Raw genomic sequence first — 16,323 nt, forward strand, 5'->3', positions numbered from 1 at the left:
CATGCGTCGGCGCACCACCGCCGGATGCGGTGGTGCCGGTCGTGCTGGAAAGGTGTCCGGTCCCGGCGCGGATGCTTCCCGCCCCGGCGCCGGCCATTGACGGGCGGACGCCGGCGCCATCGCCGGGTGGCGGGTTCGGGCTTACTTGCGCCCGGAGTGGTGCTGGACGAGGGCGACCGCATCCTCGTACAGCTTCCGGCCGTCGGCACCCTTGGCGGAGACTTCCTCGATCCACTCTTCGATGACCGGGCGCGTCGCCTGCTGCCACTTGGCCATTTCTTCGGCAGGAAGCCGGTGGACCGTGTTGCCGCGATCGATCACGGTTTGCAGGCCGGCGGCATCGGCGGTTTTCAACTGCGCGGAAATCCAGGCGGAAGTTTCGCGGCCGCTGTTGTCGTCGATGACCTTCTTCAGCTCCGGCGGCAGGCTGTCGTATTTTTTCCGGTTCATCACGAACATCTGGACCGTGGTCGACATCGTGTGCTCGCCGCCGAATTCGACCGAGTACTTGGTGAGTTCATGAACCTTGGTCGAGGGGACGACCTCCCACGGCAGCATGGTGGCTTCGATGATGCCTTTCGAGAGGCTCTCCGCCATCTGCGTCATCGGCATGCCGACCGGGCGCGCACCCAATGAGGCGAGCAGGCGGGTGGTCAGCCGGGAGGAGCCGCGAATCTTGAGGTCCTTCAGGTCCGCGAGCGATTTCAGCTCCTTGTCGCGAAGGTGCATGGCGAAGCTGCCGGGGACCCAGACGGCGATCGGCTTCAGACCGGCGAATTCGCCCATCGTGTGCTTTTCGACGAAATCCCATACCGCGCGCGAACTGCTCTCCTGGTCCGTGCAGATGAACGGCAGCTCGAACACTTCGGTCAGCGGCAGCCTGCCCGGGGTATAGCCCGGCAGCGTCCAGACGACGTCGGCGACGCCGTCCCGGACCTGGCTCAGCAACTGCGGAGCGGTACCGCCCAGCATCATCGCCGGATAGTGCTGGCACTGGATCCGGCCCGCCGATTCGGCTGCGACCTTGTCGCACCACGGGACAACGAATTTGACATGGCCTGGAGAGGTCGGCGGCGCGAAATGCGCGACCTTTAGGATGACCTCCTGGGCGTGGGTGATCGTGGGAACGAGCGCAGCGAACATGAGGCCACGCGCCAATTTGCCGAGTTTCATGCCTTCCTCCTCCTGGTGTGCCGAACGGCTTCTTCTTCGGGGGGACTCCCCCGCTGACTCTGTGCTTGCGAAAACTGCAAATCAGTGTCAAATCGTTTTTATGATTATTTATTATCAGGCAACCTGATAATATCGATGATAAGGAGTGTCCATGAAAAAGCAAGGGTTTTATTCGCTGGGAGTGCTTTGGACGAAAGTTGCAAAGCCTCCGGCGGAGGTGGGTAAAATGATCGGTCGATATCGGCAGGGTTGACGAGCTTCAGCGACATGAACACATCGAGGACATTGCATGAACTCCGACGATGACGGCGCCTTGCCCGTCAGCGCAGATCGCCCGGCGGGCGTCTGCTACCTGATCGGGCGGCTCCACCATGCGCTGGGCCGCCGCATGCGCGATGCGCTGGCACCGCTCGGGTTGAGCGTCGCCCAATACACGGTGCTGTCCTTCCTCGAGGGGCAGGTGCAGATCAGCAACGCGCAGCTTGCCGAACGCGCCCTGGTTTCGCCGCAATCGGCCAATGAAATGGTGAAGACCATGGAAGCCAGAGGCTGGGTGTCACGTCAGCCCGACCCCGGGCACGGGCGGGTCGTCCGCCTCGGGCTGACCGCTGCCGGACGTGCCCAGCTGGCGGAGGCTCACGTGCGGATCTCCAGGCTTGAGGCGCATATGCTGGGCAGGTTGAGCGAGACCCAGCGCGGGGCGCTGCCGAAGACGCTGCGCGAAGTCCTGCACGCGCTGAGCGCGATGATCATCGACCCGGTGCTGGCCGCGGAAGTGTCCGGTGACGAGCCCTTCTCCGGGCGCAAGAAGACCGGAAAGTCCGCCCGGAAGGTGTGAGCGCAGGCTGGCGGGAAGAGGGGCAAGGTTATCGATGAGTTTGCCTGACCCTTGCGTTTGTATCGAAGCCGGCCCTAGGCCTCGAGCACGCGGCCGCGGTTGAGGATGCCCTGCGGATCGAGGCAGTTCCTGAGACGCGCCATGAGGGCCAGCTCCCCGGCATTGCGCGACATCGGCAAGTAGGCTTTCTTCAGCCGGCCCACGCCGTGTTCGGCCGAGATGCTCCCCCTGTAGCGCCCTACGCGCGCATAGACCAGCTTCTCCACCGCTTCCCGGTCTTCAGGTGCTGCATACGGGCCGCTGATCAGATGCAGGTTGCCGTCTCCCAGGTGTCCGAAGAACAGGTGAGCGATGTGGGGGAAGCGCGCTTCCAGATCGGATCGCAACTCTTCCACCAGATCGTTCATCTTCACCAGGGCCACGCTGACGTCGAACGCTACGCATGGCTTGAGATGAGCCAGTAATTCCGCGATCCCTTCCCGGAACCCCCAAAGCCCTGCCGCCTGCTCGATGGAGCTGGCAATGACCGCGTCTTCCACGCACCCATCCTCGAGTGCGTTTGCGAGGAACTCCTGCATGGCGGAGTCGCAGACCGGCGCGGCATGTCCCTGGCTTTCCAGCAGTACGTACAACGGAAAGTGGCCGTCAAGCGGAGGACGCCGCCCCTGCGCCTGGGCGCTGGCGCGAAAAAAACCATCCCACATCAACTCGTAGGCCGTCAGGCCGGGCAGCATCTCCTTGGCCAGGCGCAGCAGCCGCGTGGCGGCCTGGAAGCTGCGGACTCCGCACAGTGCAGTGCTGCTGGCGCGGCGGGCAGGCTCCAGTTTCAGTGACAAGCGGGTGATGACCCCGAGCGTTCCCTCGCTTCCGATGAACAATTGCTTGAGGTCGAAGCCGGCATTGTTTTTGATCACCCGGTCCAGCATGTCGACCAGTGTTCCATCGGCCATCGCCACTTCCAGCCCGAGCACGTTCTGGCGCATCATTCCGTGGCGCAGCACGCGGTTGCCCCCGGCATTGGTCGCGGCATTGCCGCCGAGCTGGCATGAGCCTCTGGCTCCCAGGTCCAGCGGGAAACTCCACCCTTCGGTGCCGACGTGCTCTTGCAGCTGCTGCAGCGTCACGCCCGCCTGGGCAATGACCGTGCCCCCCACCGCGTCGAAGTTTTCGATGGCGTTCAGTCGCGCCAGCGACAATGCGATTTCACCCGGAGCCGGATTGGCTCCTCCCGCCAGCCCGGTCAGGCCGCCCTGGACGACGACGGGAGCCCGGTGGGCATGGCACAGGCGCAGCGCCGCCGCCACCTCCTGCGGGCTGCGGGGCAGCAGCAGGGCCAGCGGCTGTGCCGAGGGCTCTTCGCTCCAGTCACGGCATGGGCGATCGCGCAATTCGTCGCCGCTCAACACGCGGTCGCAGCCCAGGGCTTCAATCAGCGCCGTGACCGCCGGAATGCGGGAATTCAAGGGGTTGTCTGTGGATGTAGTCGATGGCATGGGTATGTCCGGCATAAGCAGGGGAAAATGGCGATCAGCACCGGGGCCGCGCCAGCGCCGACCGATCCGGAGGGTGTGTATGTGCAGCAGGCCGGTGGCAACGCGGCGATACGCTACGAGGCGAGCCTTCGCCTCACGCTTTCTGGGCGCGCTGCGACGGGGGCATCAGAAACTCCCACGGCGATACCTCGGCGGCGCGCTCCACCTCGACTTCGATCAGCGCCGGGCCGTCGTCGGCCAGCGCGCGCTCGAGAACCTGCCGCAACCGGGCCGGCGTGCCCACCCGATAACCCGGCATGCCGAAGCTTTCCGCGAGCTTGACGAAATCCGGATTGGACAGCTCGGCACCGATGCTGCGGCCATCGAAGCGTTGCTGCTGATCGCGCAGCACGTTGCCGAAGGCGCCGTTGTTGAACACGATGCTGACGACGTTGAGGCGGTGCTGCACGGCGGTTGCCAGCTCCTGGACACCGAACATGAAGCCGCCATCGCCCGAGATCGACACCACCGCCTTGTCCGGATTGCCCGCCTTGACGCCGAGCGAGGTCGAGTAGCCGAAGCCGAGCGTGCCCTGGTGGCCGCAGGTCACGAAGCTGCGGGGGGTGTGGACCGGAAAGCCGAAATAGGAGGTGAAACCGGCCTGGCAGATCTCTTCGACGAAGAAGCCGTCGCGCGGCAGCACCTGCCGGATCGCCTGCAGATAGCCGAGGTGTGGCTGGATCCTGGTGATCGCGGCATCCACCCGGGTCTTGATCTCCTCGAATTCGAGGCGGCGCGAGGCGCGTGGCGTGCCATCGTTCAGCACTGCGGCGATCAGGCCGCGCGTGGCGGCCTGCGCGTCGCCGACGACCGGCACCGCCGGCTTGATGCGCGACATCTGGGTCGGATCGATATCGATGTTGACGATCTTTAGATTCGCTGGCGGATCGGGCCACCGGAACCACTGCAGTTCGAGCCGCGAGCCGATGCCGATCAGCACGTCGGTGTGCGCCCAGCGCTGAAAGCCGGCCGCGCAGGTGAAGCCGAGGTAGTGGTCGTCCGGCACGATGCCGCGTCCGCCACGCCACGACACGACCGGCGCCTGCAGCAGCTCGGCCAGCGCGCGCACCTCCTCATGGGCGTGCTGCGCGCCGCTGCCGACCATGATCATCGGGTTGCGGGCGTGTTTGAGCAGGCGCGCGGCTTGCTCGAGCTGGTCGGGATCAGGCGCGATCTGCGCGTATGCGGCCGGGGTGCCGGGCGTCTCGACCGGGGCCGCCATGCCGAACACTTCCCACGGCATCTCGACCGCGACCGGCCGCGGCCGGCCGGTGGACATCTGGCGGAACGCCTCGGCCATGACGCCCGGCGCCTCGGCCGGATGGTCGATGCGTGCCGCCCACTTCGTGATCGAGCGCATCGTCGCGAGCTGGTCGGGCAGTTCGTGCAGATGGCCCTTGCCCGAGCCGATGAAATCGGACGGCACCTGGCCGGTCACGCACAGCACGGGCGCGCTCGCGCCATACGCCGAGCAGACCGCCGCCGACGCATTGAGCACGCCGGGCCCGGGCACCACCGAGAACACGCCGTGCCGTCCGGTGGATTTCGCATAGCCGAAGGCCATGTAGGCGGTCGCCTGTTCGTGGCGCGGGTGGATGAGCCTGATCTGGTCGCGCACGGCGTGCAGTGCATCGAAAAAGCCGTACGTCTGCACCCCCGGGATGCCGAATACCGTGTCGACGCCGTGCACCAGCAGGGACTGGACGATCGCCTCGCCGCCCGTCATTTTTTCGGTCATGTGGTCCTCCAGCGAAATGGCGCCTCGAATCCGCCTTGTGGCGCAACCCGTAGCGCGGCGAGCGCGGTGCCGGGTTTGACGACCGATAGCGGGTGGCCGGCGGCGGCGATGCGGGCGCCGACCGCACCGGCCCCGTACAGACAGATTTTCATGCTCGTGCTCCCCGGGTCGTGTTGCGAACGAGGACTGATGTTGCGCCGCATGCGGCCTCGGGTCTGTCCGTTTCCGGCACGGACTGTACGGATCCGGCGGATTTCCGCCGCGGTCATGCAGCGTCGGCGTGACCACGCCCGATCGAGCGACGTGGGGCTGGAGAAGGGTACGGCTGAAGGCGCGCGCGACGCCATGAACCTCCTGCGTGCCGAGGATGCACTCGAGTGGACCATGCTGAGCCCGTCGGCCCACATCGAGCGGGGGGAACGCACCGGCAGGTTCCGCCTCGGCCGCGACCAGCTCCTGGTCGACGCCGAGGGCAACAGCCGCATCTCGGTCGAGGACTACGCGCTGGCGATGCTCGACGAGGCGGAAAAGCCGCGGCATCGCCGCTGCCGGTTCACGGTTGGATACTGAAGAGTCTGCCCAGGGGCGGCGCGCGCGAGCGGGGGTTTCAGGGCGGAGCGCGGAGTTTTTTGGAGCCAGCCCCTGGCGGTAGGATCGTGTCCCGTGGCGTGCGCCGGCAGGAGATAGGATGCTCAGAAATCGAGCTCGTATCCTACGGTAAACGTTCGGCCGCGGCCGGAGAAGAACTGGTCATTGCCGTCCCGCGTGGTCTGCGAATACCAGGTGATGTACTTCTCGTCGAGCAGATTCTCGATGCCGAAGCTGGCCCTGCCTGCTGGCAGGCGATAGCTCAGGGATGCATCCACCAGATGATAACCGTCGAAACGACGCAGGTTCGGATTGGTCTGGTCATGGAAGATCTTGTCGAAGTACCGGGTGGCCTGTACGAAGCTGGACAGGCGCTCGTTCCAGTTCGCCTGCCATTGCAGGGTCAGGCGCTGCGGCGCGATGTTGGCACCGTCGAGTTCGGTGTCGACCCTGCCATCGCCGTCGGTATCGGACTTCCCCTCGTTGAAGGCATAGATCAGGCCCAGGGTGTGTGCATCGTTCAGGCGCAGGTTGCCGCTGACATCGACCCCGCGGATCTCCACCTTCTCGCGCTGACCGGTGAAGTGCACGCCCTCCTGGACCAGCCGCTCGCCAAGATCGGAGTTGGATTCGTAGTAGCTGATCTCGAACTTGTATCGGTTTCCGCTCAGCCGGAGGCCGAGTTCCCGGTTGTCGGTGACGATGGGCTTCAGCTGGATCAGGCTATCCACATCCTGGCCCGGGGTACTGATGCTGCGCAGCACACGGCCGACGTCGGGGATGCCGAAGCCTTCGGAATAGTTCGCAAATACCTGCACCCGGCCGGTGAAACGATAGATGGCGCCGGCCTTGACCAGGGTCTCGGAGAAATGCGGGCTGCCGCCGCCGACCTCGACCTTGTCCTGGTTCACGTTCTTGCGATCGAGGGTGTGATAGGTATCGACATCGATCCTGGCACGCTCGTAGCGCACGCCGGGGTGCAGCGACAGCGCGTCGGTGACCTTGATGTCGCCCTGCAGAAAGGCCGCCGCGTTGCGCAATACCGATTCGGGCACATAGGTGCGTCCGGTCTGCACCAGCACCTGCTGCGTGCTGTCCTGCACCAGGTCGATGCCGGTGGTGAGCTTGAGGTGGCCATTGAACAGCCCCTCGCGGCTCAGGGTGAATTTTCCGCCGACCTTGTCCGACTCGGTGCGGGAGTGGTCGAGTCGCTTGTTGCCGGCGGCGTCGAAATAGGGAAAAGCCGTCGGATGGGTGCCGAACTGGCCCCGATAGCGCTGGTGGTAGAGTTGCGTGTCGAGCTGGTTGCCCCACCAGTCGCCATGCACGTAAGAGAGATTGACGGTGGTGGCATTGTTGAAAGGTGGATCGTTCGGCGGATCTCCCCTGCGCGATGTGGCCGGGATGCCCTCGGCCCGGTCGCCGGGCACGTTGGCATAGTCGTGGTTGCTCTCGAGCTCGAAGCGATTGACCGAGAATCCTAGGTACTGATTGTCGCCCAGCCAGTAGCCCAGTTTGCCGAACAGGTCGTAACTGGTCGAATCCTGGATGTCGCCCGAGCCGAACGGGTCGACACCGATGGTGCGGCCGGCACCGTCGAAGAAGATGCCGCGCTCGTGTAGCGTCGCTCCGGCCAGATAGTCCCAGTCGCCGCGCCGGCCGCTGACCTGATAGTCCAGCTTGTAGCCCAGGCCTTCGGAGTGCAGACCGTCATCGGCGCTCATGTGCACGGCGGCACGCTGGTTGAACTCGCCGGCCCTGGCCTGTTTGGTCACGTAGTTGATGATGCCGCCGGTCGCCCCCAGGCCATGTTCGGCACTGGCGCCGTGGATCACCTCGATGCGTTCGACCATGCTCAGATCGATCGTGTAGCCGTCGCGTGAGTCATCGCGCAGCGGGGTGGACTGAGGCACCCCGTCGACCATGAACAGCACTTTGCGGCCACGGAAGGTCTCGCCGGAATTAACGAGTTTCTGGCGGCTCGGCGTATAGCCCGGTATCAGATTGCCGAGGACCTGGCCGCGGTCCGCAGTTATCTGCAACTGGCGCTCGATTTCCTCGCGATCGATGACGGTGACTTTTTGTGGTGTTGCGCCCGCGACGCTGCCGCCGCGGGTGGCGCTGACGGTCACGGCCTCGAGCTTGGTCATGTCCTCGGGCGGCGTCGCCTTCGCCGCGGAAGCCTGCGCTTGCGGTGCCTTCACCAGCGTGTAGCCGCCATCACTGCTTGGTTGCACGGTCAGCCCGCTGCCCCGGAGCAGCAGGCGCAGCCCTTCCTCGCCGGTGTAGGCGCCGTTGATGCCGCCGCTCCTGCGGTTAGCGACCAGGGCCGGGTCGAAGGAGAACGGAATGCCGGCGGCGGCGGCGAAATGCGTGAGCACATCTTCGAGCGTGCCGGGGGCGATGGTGTAGTTCCTGGCGGCAGAGGCCGGCGGGTCTTCGGCCAGCGCCGGCGCGGCGGGCATCGTCAGGGCCAGCAGCAGCGCCAGGATGAAACGACCCCCACGCTTACTTCGTTCGTGGAGGGCCGGCTTTGCACAACCGGCCCGTTCCGCGGGCGCGGAGCAGTGCTCCGCGAATTCCCCGCTCCACCCCCCCGAGGAGGTGCTGGCCTCCCTTGGGGCGGCCCGGCGGGAGGCCGGTGCCCTCGGCCGGCCGGGAGCGTGGGCGAAAGTGCGTGGCGAGCGGTTGCGGGACGAGGGATGGGACACCGGGAGTTCTCCTTTCGTGTGCGTGGGTTCAGTGGGATTTCACTGGACACGACGGACGAAACGGAAAAAGGTATCAACCCTCATTGGATTCCAGCGTGGCCCAGTAGCGGGTGCGGTAGCGCAAGCGCAAAGGGAAGGTGTCCGTCAGCAGGCGCAGGCTGCGTTCGGGGTCGAGCAGCGGGAAAGCGCCGGAGATGCGCAGATCCGCCACGCCGGGATGGCAGCGCAGCAGGCCGGGGCGGTAGCGGTCGAGCTCGGCGGCCAGGTCGGCGAGACGGATCTGTCGCGCGATGAGCATGCCGCTGGCCCAGGCGCCGTCCACGGCTTCGCTGGCCGGGGCCGCAGGGCCGATGGCGGTGGTCGTGAATTCGGCCTGCCGGCCGCGGTCAAGGACGAGGTGCCGGCCGCCGGCGCTGATCCCCACCGCGCCCTCGAAGACGACGACCCGGCTGCGCTCCGTTCCCGTCCCTTGCAGCCGGCGGACGGTGAAGCGGGTGCCCAGGGCGCGGGCTGTGCCTTCCACCGTCTGCACCAGGAACGGCCGGGGCTGCGAGGGGGTGAGCGGCGCCGGGTCTGTGGCAGTGGCGATCAGGACTTCTCCCTCGATCAGCCGGATCAGGCGCTGCTGCGACGAATAGCGTATGTCCACGGCTGTGGAGGTGTTGAGCGTAAGAAGCGTGCCGTCGGCCAGGGTGACCTGGCGCTGCTCGCCGGTGGCGGTGCGCAACTCGGCCAGCATTGCGGGCCAGGCATGGCGCCAGCCCAGCCAGGCGGCGGTGGGTGCCAGGGGCAGCCACACCAGCCGGGCAAGGGCGCGGCGGCGGGCCGGCGGCCGATCGAGGGCCGTCTTGGCGACCTCGGCGGGCATGCGCCGCAAGTCGGCGAGGAAGGCTTCGGCGCGCTGCCAAGCCAGCCGGTGCTGGGAGCTCTGGGCCTGCCAACGTGCCAGCGCCTCGTGCTCGGCCGCGCCGGCCTCCCCGGACGTGAGGCGCATCATCCATTCCGCTGCTTCCTGGAGAATGGCCGGGTCGATGTCGCGGGGCAGGCTTGCGGGGGCGTTCATGCTGCTTGAAGGCAGGCCAGGAACGCCCGGCTCATGTGGCGCTTGACGGTAGCGAGTGACAGTTCCATTTCGGTGGCGATGTCGGCGTAGATCAGGCCATCCAGCTGCGAGCGCAGGAAGATGCGCCGGGTGACAGCAGGCAGGGCGGCGAGGCACTTGTCGATGCGCAGCAGGGATTCGAGGATCAGCAGGCGGGTTTCCGGTGAGGGCGCCTCCGGCTCTGGTAGCAGGGCGATGGCTGCCAGGTAGGCTCGCTCCAGCTCCTGCCTGCGCCAGTGGTCCACCACCAGGTTCCTGGCGACCGTGGTCAGATAAGCGTGGGATTCCGCCCAGCAGGCCGTGTCACTGGACTGCGCCCGGCTGCCCATGACCCGGACGAAGGTGTCCTGGGCGATGTCCGCTGCCTGGTGTGAGCAGCCCAGCTTCTTGCGCAGCCAAGTGTGCAGCCACCCGTGGTGGTCGCGGTAGAGCGCTGCAATGGGATCAGATGCGGGGTCGAGAGAAAGCGCGGTGCGCACGGGCAGCCTCCGGTGGGGAACGAGCGTCTGGTGGCTGGCTTGCCCGGCGGGTCGGCTGGCTATCGAGAATCGTTCTTATTGTCCTATCCGATTGGGACTGCCGTCAAACGCGTAGCGCATTGCTCTAGATTCCACGTCAGCTTGATGAGGGTGCGAAACTGCTGGCGCTGTACGGCTCAGCCAGCCTGGCGCAGGGTTTTCGCCGGCGCTTCGCCGAAGCGACGGCGATAATCGGCGGCGAACCGGCCGAGGTTGCCGAAGCCCCAGCGCAGGGCGATGTCGGTCACCGTGCTGCCCGGTCCGGCCGCTTCGAGGGCGGCGCGCACCCGGAGCAGACGCTGTTCGCGCAGGAAAGCCATCGGCGTGGTCTGGCGGGTCCGGCGAAAACCTTCGGCCAGGGCACGGGTGCTGACGCCGGCCGCCGCGGCGATGTCGCCCAGCGTGAGCGCTTCCGCTGCATGTGCGCAGATGAATTCCTCCGCCCGCTTCACATGGCGTGGTGCAATCGCGGGCGGCGAGCCCGCAAGCAACGCACTGCGGCTGTGCGGAACTTCGGTAAGCAGCAATAGCGCCGCCATGTCCTCGAGCTGCTCGAAAAGCAGCGGACTGCTGCCCTGTTCGGCAGGTTTGGCACAGGCCAGCACCATATGGAGCAGTGCCAGCCAGCGTGCCTGGGTCGGCGAGCCGGGTTCCAGGACACGCCGGAAAACGAGTGCCGCGCGCACCTCGCGACCGAGCAGTTGCGAGCATTTCGCTTCCAGCCGGAGCTGATCGAGGCGTATGTGGAGCCGGCAGCTATCCGGCGAGAAGCGTTTCACGGCCGGTGCGTCGGCCGAGTCGATCACGACCATGCCGGGGCCGCCGAGGCACATCTGGCTGCCGTCGGCGATTTCGGAGCGGCCGGCCAATTGGGTGGTGACCAGGGTGAAACGCCGCAGCGGCCGCTGATCGAGTTCGACGCTGGCGCCAAAGCTCAGCCGTGCGATCTCGAGCGGTCCGGCGCTGGCCACCTGGAGGCGCATGTCGAAGGCCTCACGCCGGCCACGGAGGTCCAGCCGGTGCCGACCGTACAAGCGTGCCAGCCGCTGTGAGGCGTCCTCGGGATCGCAGCTGGCCACGAACACCCCCGGCGCCGGACCGCCGTCGCCGAACATACGGTCGGCATCACGGCGCAGGGCACGCATCGCATCATCCACATTCACGGCGCTACCTCCAGCGAAGCCGGATCACCGCGAGGCGTGGTGGTGGTGCGCTCTCGAAGCGCCCCGGATCCGGGTCGAAACCCGCTTCGTCAGGGGTTTCTCATGGTTCGAACTGCGCATAACACTACACCATGCAGGGTTTTGCCGTGGGTAAAGCCTGCGTTCGTCGCGCAATCCGCCTGGTCAGGAGGGGGGCGGAGTGTTACGGGCGGCTGGCCGAAGAAGAGGAGGGTGTGGCCGGGCCGAAGCCGATCGGCGCCGGGGCGAGGCGGAGGATGGTCTGGTACAGCGCCTGGGCTTCCTCGCCCGGTTTGATGCCGAACAGAGGGTTGTCGTGGGTGCGGAAGGCGGCTTCGATGGTGGTCCAGTCTTCCGCCTTGAGGACGCGCTCGGCCAGCGGCAGGAGCAGGTCTTCTTCGGCGTGGAGGTGGGCCCATTCGAAGCCGACGTAGCGTTCGGCGAGTTCGAAAAAGGCTTCGGCCGCACCTTCGTCGCCGTTGCGGAAGGCGACGAGCTTCTCCTTCAGGTGCTCGATCATCGGGTAGCCGAGCTTGTGTTCGCGTTCGAGCCGGGCGATCAGGGCGTCGGCCTCGTGCGTGCGGCGCTTGACCGCGGCGAAGAGGTATTCGTCCTCCTTCGGATGGTGCCAGCGGTCCGGGTAGGACACGATGTAGTCGAGGATCGCCTTCAGCAGGGTGAAGTCCGGCGTTGCGCCGGCGCGCATCTCGCGCACCAGGTAGCGCAGGGTGTAGAGCACGGCGCTGATCGCGAGGTGTTCGTCCTTGATGATCTGGATGACTTCGGCTTTCAAGATGGGGCTTCCTTTTCCGGAGACGGCCGGGGTCAGCCGCTGACGATTTCCCGTAGTTTCAGGAAGCACGCGTCGACCGTCAGGCCCGAAGTGTCGAGCACGGTGTCGGCGCGGGCATAAAGCGGCTCGCGCGCGTTGAGGATGCGCTTGAGGTCTTCCATGGCTTCGTCGTTGCCCGCCATCGGGCGTAGGTCGCCCTGGGCCATGACCCGCGACATGTGCTCTTCGGGCTGGGCCTTGAGCCAGATCGTCAGGCAGTTGGACAGCAGCATGTCGTAGGTTTCCGGTTGTGACACGACGCCGCCGCCCGACGAGATCACCGCCCGGTCGTGGGCGCGGATCACGCGCTCGAGCGTGCGTTGCTCGATGCGACGGTAGCCGGTCTGGCCGTAGAGGGCGAAGAGTTCGCTCGATGGCATGCCGGTGTCTTTTTCGATCTCGCCGTCGAGTTCGATAAAGGGCACGCCCTGGGCGGCGGCCAGGCGCTTGCCGAGGGTGGTCTTGCCGGCGCCGCGCAGGCCGATCAGGGCGATGCGCTTGCGCCGCACCGCTTCTTCGTGACCGAAGTCGCGCATCAGCCGGAACACCACTTCTTCGAGGCGATGCCGCGGCAGGCGTTCGAGGAAACGGCGGATCAGGCGGCGTTCGACGGTATCCTCGGTCTCCACCGCGAGCAGCTCGACCAGCGGTACATCCAGCGCGCGGCTGATGTGGCGCAGCAGGACGATGGAGACGTTGCCTTCGCCGGCTTCCAGGTGCGCGAGATGGCGTTCCGAGACGCTGGCCTCGCGCGCGACCAGTTTGCGGGTCATGCCACGGCGGTCGCGGACTTCGCGCACGCGCTTGCCGAGCGCGCCGAGGAATTCGGCGTCGCTGCGGGTATCGACCTGGGCGTCGCCGTCATTGGGCGGCGCGTTCAGGCCGTCGTCGATCTGCGTGCTCATGCTTGCATCCTTGGTGCACCTTGGTTCATTTCGTCGATGAACAATAGTGCTTAAAAAAAACGACTGTCAATATAAATTGTATTTTAGTGCAGGACTAAGGTAGGCCGGAAGTCGGCATGTCAGCCTTGTTTGGTCGCGCATGCAATATATGGCATGGATTGTTGGGCTTCAACCCTTTTGGAAGCAAGGGACTTGCTTGACAGTGCTTCATCTGAGTGTATTCTGCTGCATATTTTGCTGGTTATCATGCATTTTATTGCATTTTGTAAATCGTCAAGGAGAGCAGCATGTACACTCTGAGTGTGGCCGATCACAGCACCACGCCGCCCGTCATCAAGATCCCGGAGCGCTACAACGCCGCCGACGATCTGATCGGGCGCAACCTGCTTGCAGGGCGCGGAGGAAAGACGGCCTACATCGACGATGCCGGCTCCTACACTTACGACGAACTGGCGCTGCGCGTGAATCGCTGCGCCAGCGCGCTGCGTACGACGCTGGGTCTGCAGCCGAAGGACCGCGTGCTGATGTGCGTCCTCGACGGCATCGACTTTCCCACCGCCTTCCTCGGTGCGATCAAGGGCGGGGTCGTGCCGATCGCGATCAATACCCTGCTCACCGAAAGCGATTACGAATACATGCTGACCGACAGCGCGGCGCGCGTCGCCGTGGTGTCGAAGGAACTGCTGCCGCTGTTCGCGCCGATGCTCGGCAAGGTGCCGACGCTCGAGCGTCTCGTGGTCGCCGGCGGCGCGGGCGAAGACAGCCTGGCGGCCCTGCTCGCCACCGGCTCCGAGCAGTTCGAGGCGGCGCCGACGCGGCCCGGCGACCACTGCTTCTGGCTCTACTCTTCGGGGTCCACCGGTGCGCCCAAGGGCACGGTCCATATCCATTCCGACCTGATCCATACCGCCGAGCTCTATGCGCGCCCGATTCTGGGCATCCGCGAGGGGGACGTGGTGTTTTCGGCGGCGAAGCTGTTCTTCGCCTATGGCCTGGGCAACGGCCTGATCTTCCCGCTGGCGGTAGGCGCCACCGCGGTGCTGATGGCCGAGCGCCCGACGCCGGCGGCGGTGTTCGAGCGCCTGCGCCGCCGCCAGCCGGACATTTTCTACGGCGTGCCCACGCTCTATGCCAGCATGCTGGCGAACCCGGACTGTCCGAAAGAAGGCGAGCTGCGCCTGCGCGCCTGCACTTCGGCCGGCGAGGCCCTGCCCGAAGATGTCGGCCGGCGCTGGCAGGCGCGTTTCGGCGTGGACATCCTCGACGGCATCGGCTCCACCGAGATGCTGCACATCTTCCTGTCGAACCGGGCCGGTGACGTGCATTACGGCACCAGCGGCAAGCCGGTGCCGGGGTATCGGCTGCGGCTGATCGACGAGGAAGGGGCCGAGATCACCACGGCCGGGGTCGCGGGCGAGCTGCAGATCAGCGGCCCGAGTTCGGCGGTGATGTACTGGAACAACCCGGAAAAGACCGCCGCCACCTTCACCGGCGAATGGACGCGCAGCGGCGACAAGTACCTCGTCAATGAAGAGGGGTATTACGTCTATGCCGGGCGCAGCGACGACATGCTCAAGGTGAGCGGGATCTACGTGTCGCCGATCGAAGTCGAGTCGGCGCTGATCGCGCACGAAGCGGTGCTCGAGGCGGCGGTGGTGGGCTGGGAGGATGAAGATCACCTGATCAAGCCGAAGGCCTTCGTCGTGCTCAAGCCCGGCTACGGTGCGGGCGAGGCACTGCGTACCGACCTCAAGGCTCACGTCAAGAACCTGCTGGCGCCGTACAAGTACCCGCGCTGGATCGAGTTCGTCGACGACCTGCCCAAGACCGCCACCGGCAAGATCCAGCGCTTCAAGCTGCGCAGCGCCTGAGCGCGGCTCCCGGCGCGCTCAGTAGGTCTCGACGTGGAAACGGCCCTTCGCCAGCAGTTCCGGGCGCAGGGCTTCCCAGTCCGCGCCGTGGGCGCGGCAGATGTCGCGGAAGGCTTCGAGGACGCCGGCTTCCATGCCCTTCAGGCCGCAGATGTAGATGAACGCGTTGTCGTCGGTGAGCATGCGGAACACCTTGTCGGCACGCTCGCGGATGCGGTCCTGGACGTAGCGCTTGGGTTCGTCGGGGACGCGCGAGAAGGCGAAATTGATGTCGATGAAGTCTTCCGGGAGTTTTTTCAGCGGGCCGAAGTAGGGTAGTTCGCCGGGCGAGCGCGCGCCGAAGAACAGCATCAGCTCGCCGCCTTCTTTCTGGTCCATGCGCCGGCGGCGGCGTTCGGTCATCGCCCGCATCGGCGCCGAGCCGGTGCCGGTGCAGATCATCATGATCGATGCGCCGGGGTGGTTGGGCATCAGGAAGGTCGAGCCGTAGGGACCGGTGACCTGGACCTTGTCGCCCTTCTTCAGGTCGCACACGTAGTTCGAGGCGATGCCGCGGGCGGGATGGCCGTCGTGATCCTCGGTGACGCGCTTGACCGTCAGCGACAGGTTGTTGTGGTGCGGGCGCTCGCCTTCACGCGGGCTGGCCACCGAGTACATGCGCAGCAGGTGGGGCTTGCCGTTGGCGTCGGTGCCCGGCGGGATGATGCCGATCGACTGGCCTTCGAGCACCGGGAAGGGCGTCGCACCGAAATCGAGGACGATGTGGTGGATGTCGCTGGAGGCGTCGTCCGCGGTCAGCCGGTAGTTGCCGGAGACCGTGGCGGTGACCGGACGGGCGGGCGTGTACAGATTGACATAGGGGTGGGATGCCGACCACGGTGCCAGTGCCGGTCCGCCCTGGCCGGCGGTGGCGAGGTCGGTGATCTGCTGGACTTCGGGCGGCGTTTCCTCGCCGCTGAGGGCGCCCAGGGTGGCCTCGAAATTGTCGAACTCGGTGGTGTCGGGCAGCGCGTCCCAGGAAAGCTGCTCTTCGATCGTGTACGGGCGGGTGCCGTCGACATTGCGCCAGGAGTCGATCGCGCCGGTCGGACAGGGCGAGATGCAGGCCAGGCAGCCCTTGCAGACGTCGAACTTGACCACGTAGTTGCGGGCGTCGTGCGTGATCGCGTTGATCGGGCACATTTCCTCGCAGGTGTTGCAGCGAATGCAGACCTCGGGGTCGATCAGGTGCTGACGGGCGATGGTGGCGTGCTCTGCGGGCGCGTTCATGGCGGGTCTCTTCCTTGACGGGTGGAGCGGCAGCGAAGGCGGTGCCGCGGGCGTGTCGGTCGTTT

Annotated in this window: 14 protein-coding genes; 3 read left to right on the top strand and 11 right to left on the bottom strand. The window is 66.1% G+C overall.

Translation table 11 applies throughout. The features are described from left to right. Positions 1–141 precede the first annotated feature (141 nt). The gene (locus Tchl_RS05440; RefSeq protein WP_075147501.1) at positions 142–1,173 is read right to left on the bottom strand and encodes a TRAP transporter substrate-binding protein; all 1,032 of its coding nucleotides are present in this window, start codon (positions 1,171–1,173) and stop codon (positions 142–144) included. Positions 1,174–1,462: 289 nt separating this feature from the next. Between Tchl_RS05440 and Tchl_RS05445 the strand changes: the two genes are divergently transcribed. Further along, positions 1,463–2,011 (top strand): MarR family winged helix-turn-helix transcriptional regulator, encoded by a 549-nt coding sequence (locus Tchl_RS05445; protein WP_075147502.1) that lies wholly within the window; start codon positions 1,463–1,465, stop codon positions 2,009–2,011. 74 nt (positions 2,012–2,085) lie between these two features. Here the strand turns inward: Tchl_RS05445 and Tchl_RS05450 are convergent, their stop codons facing one another. The 3 genes from Tchl_RS05450 to Tchl_RS17715 all read right to left on the bottom strand — a co-directional run bounded on the left by Tchl_RS05450 (position 2,086) and on the right by Tchl_RS17715 (position 5,433). Beyond that, entirely contained in the window at positions 2,086–3,504 is a 1,419-nt protein-coding gene (locus Tchl_RS05450; protein ID WP_075147503.1) for an FAD-binding oxidoreductase, read from the bottom strand. Positions 3,505–3,637: 133 nt separating this feature from the next. Then, positions 3,638–5,281 (bottom strand): thiamine pyrophosphate-dependent enzyme, encoded by a 1,644-nt coding sequence (locus Tchl_RS05455; RefSeq protein ID WP_075147504.1) that lies wholly within the window; start codon positions 5,279–5,281, stop codon positions 3,638–3,640. Next, a complete protein-coding gene (locus Tchl_RS17715; protein ID WP_198158993.1) occupies positions 5,278–5,433 on the bottom strand; it encodes a hypothetical protein in 156 nt (51 codons plus the stop codon). Before Tchl_RS17715 ends, Tchl_RS05455 begins: the two co-directional genes overlap by 4 nt. 193 nt (positions 5,434–5,626) lie before the next feature. Between Tchl_RS17715 and Tchl_RS05460 the strand changes: the two genes are divergently transcribed. Beyond that, positions 5,627–5,851 carry an NAD(P)-dependent oxidoreductase gene (locus tag Tchl_RS05460; protein WP_232311663.1) on the top strand — a complete coding sequence of 75 codons (225 nt, stop codon included), beginning with the start codon at positions 5,627–5,629 and terminating at the stop codon, positions 5,849–5,851. 122 nt (positions 5,852–5,973) lie between these two features. Here the strand turns inward: Tchl_RS05460 and Tchl_RS05465 are convergent, their stop codons facing one another. The 6 genes from Tchl_RS05465 to Tchl_RS05495 form a co-directional block, all read right to left on the bottom strand. Beyond that, positions 5,974–8,334, bottom strand: coding sequence for a TonB-dependent receptor (locus Tchl_RS05465; RefSeq protein ID WP_083945162.1), 2,361 nt, complete (start codon positions 8,332–8,334; stop codon positions 5,974–5,976). Between the two features lie 319 nt (positions 8,335–8,653). Beyond that, positions 8,654–9,643, bottom strand: a complete 990-nt coding sequence (locus Tchl_RS05475) for a FecR domain-containing protein (RefSeq protein WP_075147505.1) — start codon at positions 9,641–9,643, stop codon at positions 8,654–8,656. Next, positions 9,640–10,161, bottom strand: coding sequence for a sigma-70 family RNA polymerase sigma factor (locus Tchl_RS05480; RefSeq protein ID WP_075147506.1), 522 nt, complete (start codon positions 10,159–10,161; stop codon positions 9,640–9,642). Before Tchl_RS05480 ends, Tchl_RS05475 begins: the two co-directional genes overlap by 4 nt. A gap of 176 nt (positions 10,162–10,337) precedes the next feature. Further along, a complete protein-coding gene (locus Tchl_RS05485; protein WP_075149591.1) occupies positions 10,338–11,345 on the bottom strand; it encodes an AraC family transcriptional regulator in 1,008 nt (335 codons plus the stop codon). A gap of 220 nt (positions 11,346–11,565) precedes the next feature. Continuing rightward, positions 11,566–12,174 carry a hemerythrin domain-containing protein gene (locus tag Tchl_RS05490; RefSeq protein WP_075147507.1) on the bottom strand — a complete coding sequence of 203 codons (609 nt, stop codon included), beginning with the start codon at positions 12,172–12,174 and terminating at the stop codon, positions 11,566–11,568. A gap of 32 nt (positions 12,175–12,206) precedes the next feature. Beyond that, the gene (locus Tchl_RS05495; RefSeq protein ID WP_075147508.1) at positions 12,207–13,118 is read right to left on the bottom strand and encodes a helix-turn-helix transcriptional regulator; all 912 of its coding nucleotides are present in this window, start codon (positions 13,116–13,118) and stop codon (positions 12,207–12,209) included. 287 nt (positions 13,119–13,405) lie between these two features. Here Tchl_RS05495 and bclA point away from each other — a divergent pair, with 287 nt between their 5' ends. After that, positions 13,406–14,989: a benzoate--CoA ligase gene (gene bclA / locus Tchl_RS05500; RefSeq protein ID WP_075147509.1), complete on the top strand. Its 1,584-nt coding sequence runs from the start codon at positions 13,406–13,408 to the stop codon at positions 14,987–14,989. Positions 14,990–15,007: 18 nt separating this feature from the next. Here bclA and boxA read toward each other — a convergent pair whose 3' ends face one another. Then, entirely contained in the window at positions 15,008–16,258 is a 1,251-nt protein-coding gene (boxA, locus tag Tchl_RS05505; RefSeq protein ID WP_075147510.1) for a benzoyl-CoA 2,3-epoxidase subunit BoxA, read from the bottom strand. Between the last annotated feature and the right edge of the window lie 65 nt (positions 16,259–16,323).

It is taken from the genome of Thauera chlorobenzoica, assembly GCF_001922305.1.
GTDB lineage: Bacteria > Pseudomonadota > Gammaproteobacteria > Burkholderiales > Rhodocyclaceae > Thauera > Thauera chlorobenzoica.

Coding starts and splice junctions, on each gene's coding strand:
- Tchl_RS05440 (WP_075147501.1), bottom strand. CDS start 1,173: ATGAAACTCGGCAAATTGGCGCGTGGCCTCATGTTCGCTGCGCTCGTT.
- Tchl_RS05445 (WP_075147502.1), top strand. CDS start 1,463: ATGAACTCCGACGATGACGGCGCCTTGCCCGTCAGCGCAGATCGCCCG.
- Tchl_RS05450 (WP_075147503.1), bottom strand. CDS start 3,504: ATGCCATCGACTACATCCACAGACAACCCCTTGAATTCCCGCATTCCG.
- Tchl_RS05455 (WP_075147504.1), bottom strand. CDS start 5,281: ATGACCGAAAAAATGACGGGCGGCGAGGCGATCGTCCAGTCCCTGCTG.
- Tchl_RS17715 (WP_198158993.1), bottom strand. CDS start 5,433: ATGAAAATCTGTCTGTACGGGGCCGGTGCGGTCGGCGCCCGCATCGCC.
- Tchl_RS05460 (WP_232311663.1), top strand. CDS start 5,627: ATGAACCTCCTGCGTGCCGAGGATGCACTCGAGTGGACCATGCTGAGC.
- Tchl_RS05465 (WP_083945162.1), bottom strand. CDS start 8,334: ATGCCCGCCGCGCCGGCGCTGGCCGAAGACCCGCCGGCCTCTGCCGCC.
- Tchl_RS05475 (WP_075147505.1), bottom strand. CDS start 9,643: ATGAACGCCCCCGCAAGCCTGCCCCGCGACATCGACCCGGCCATTCTC.
- Tchl_RS05485 (WP_075149591.1), bottom strand. CDS start 11,345: ATGCGTGCCCTGCGCCGTGATGCCGACCGTATGTTCGGCGACGGCGGT.
- Tchl_RS05495 (WP_075147508.1), bottom strand. CDS start 13,118: ATGAGCACGCAGATCGACGACGGCCTGAACGCGCCGCCCAATGACGGC.
- bclA (WP_075147509.1), top strand. CDS start 13,406: ATGTACACTCTGAGTGTGGCCGATCACAGCACCACGCCGCCCGTCATC.
- boxA (WP_075147510.1), bottom strand. CDS start 16,258: ATGAACGCGCCCGCAGAGCACGCCACCATCGCCCGTCAGCACCTGATC.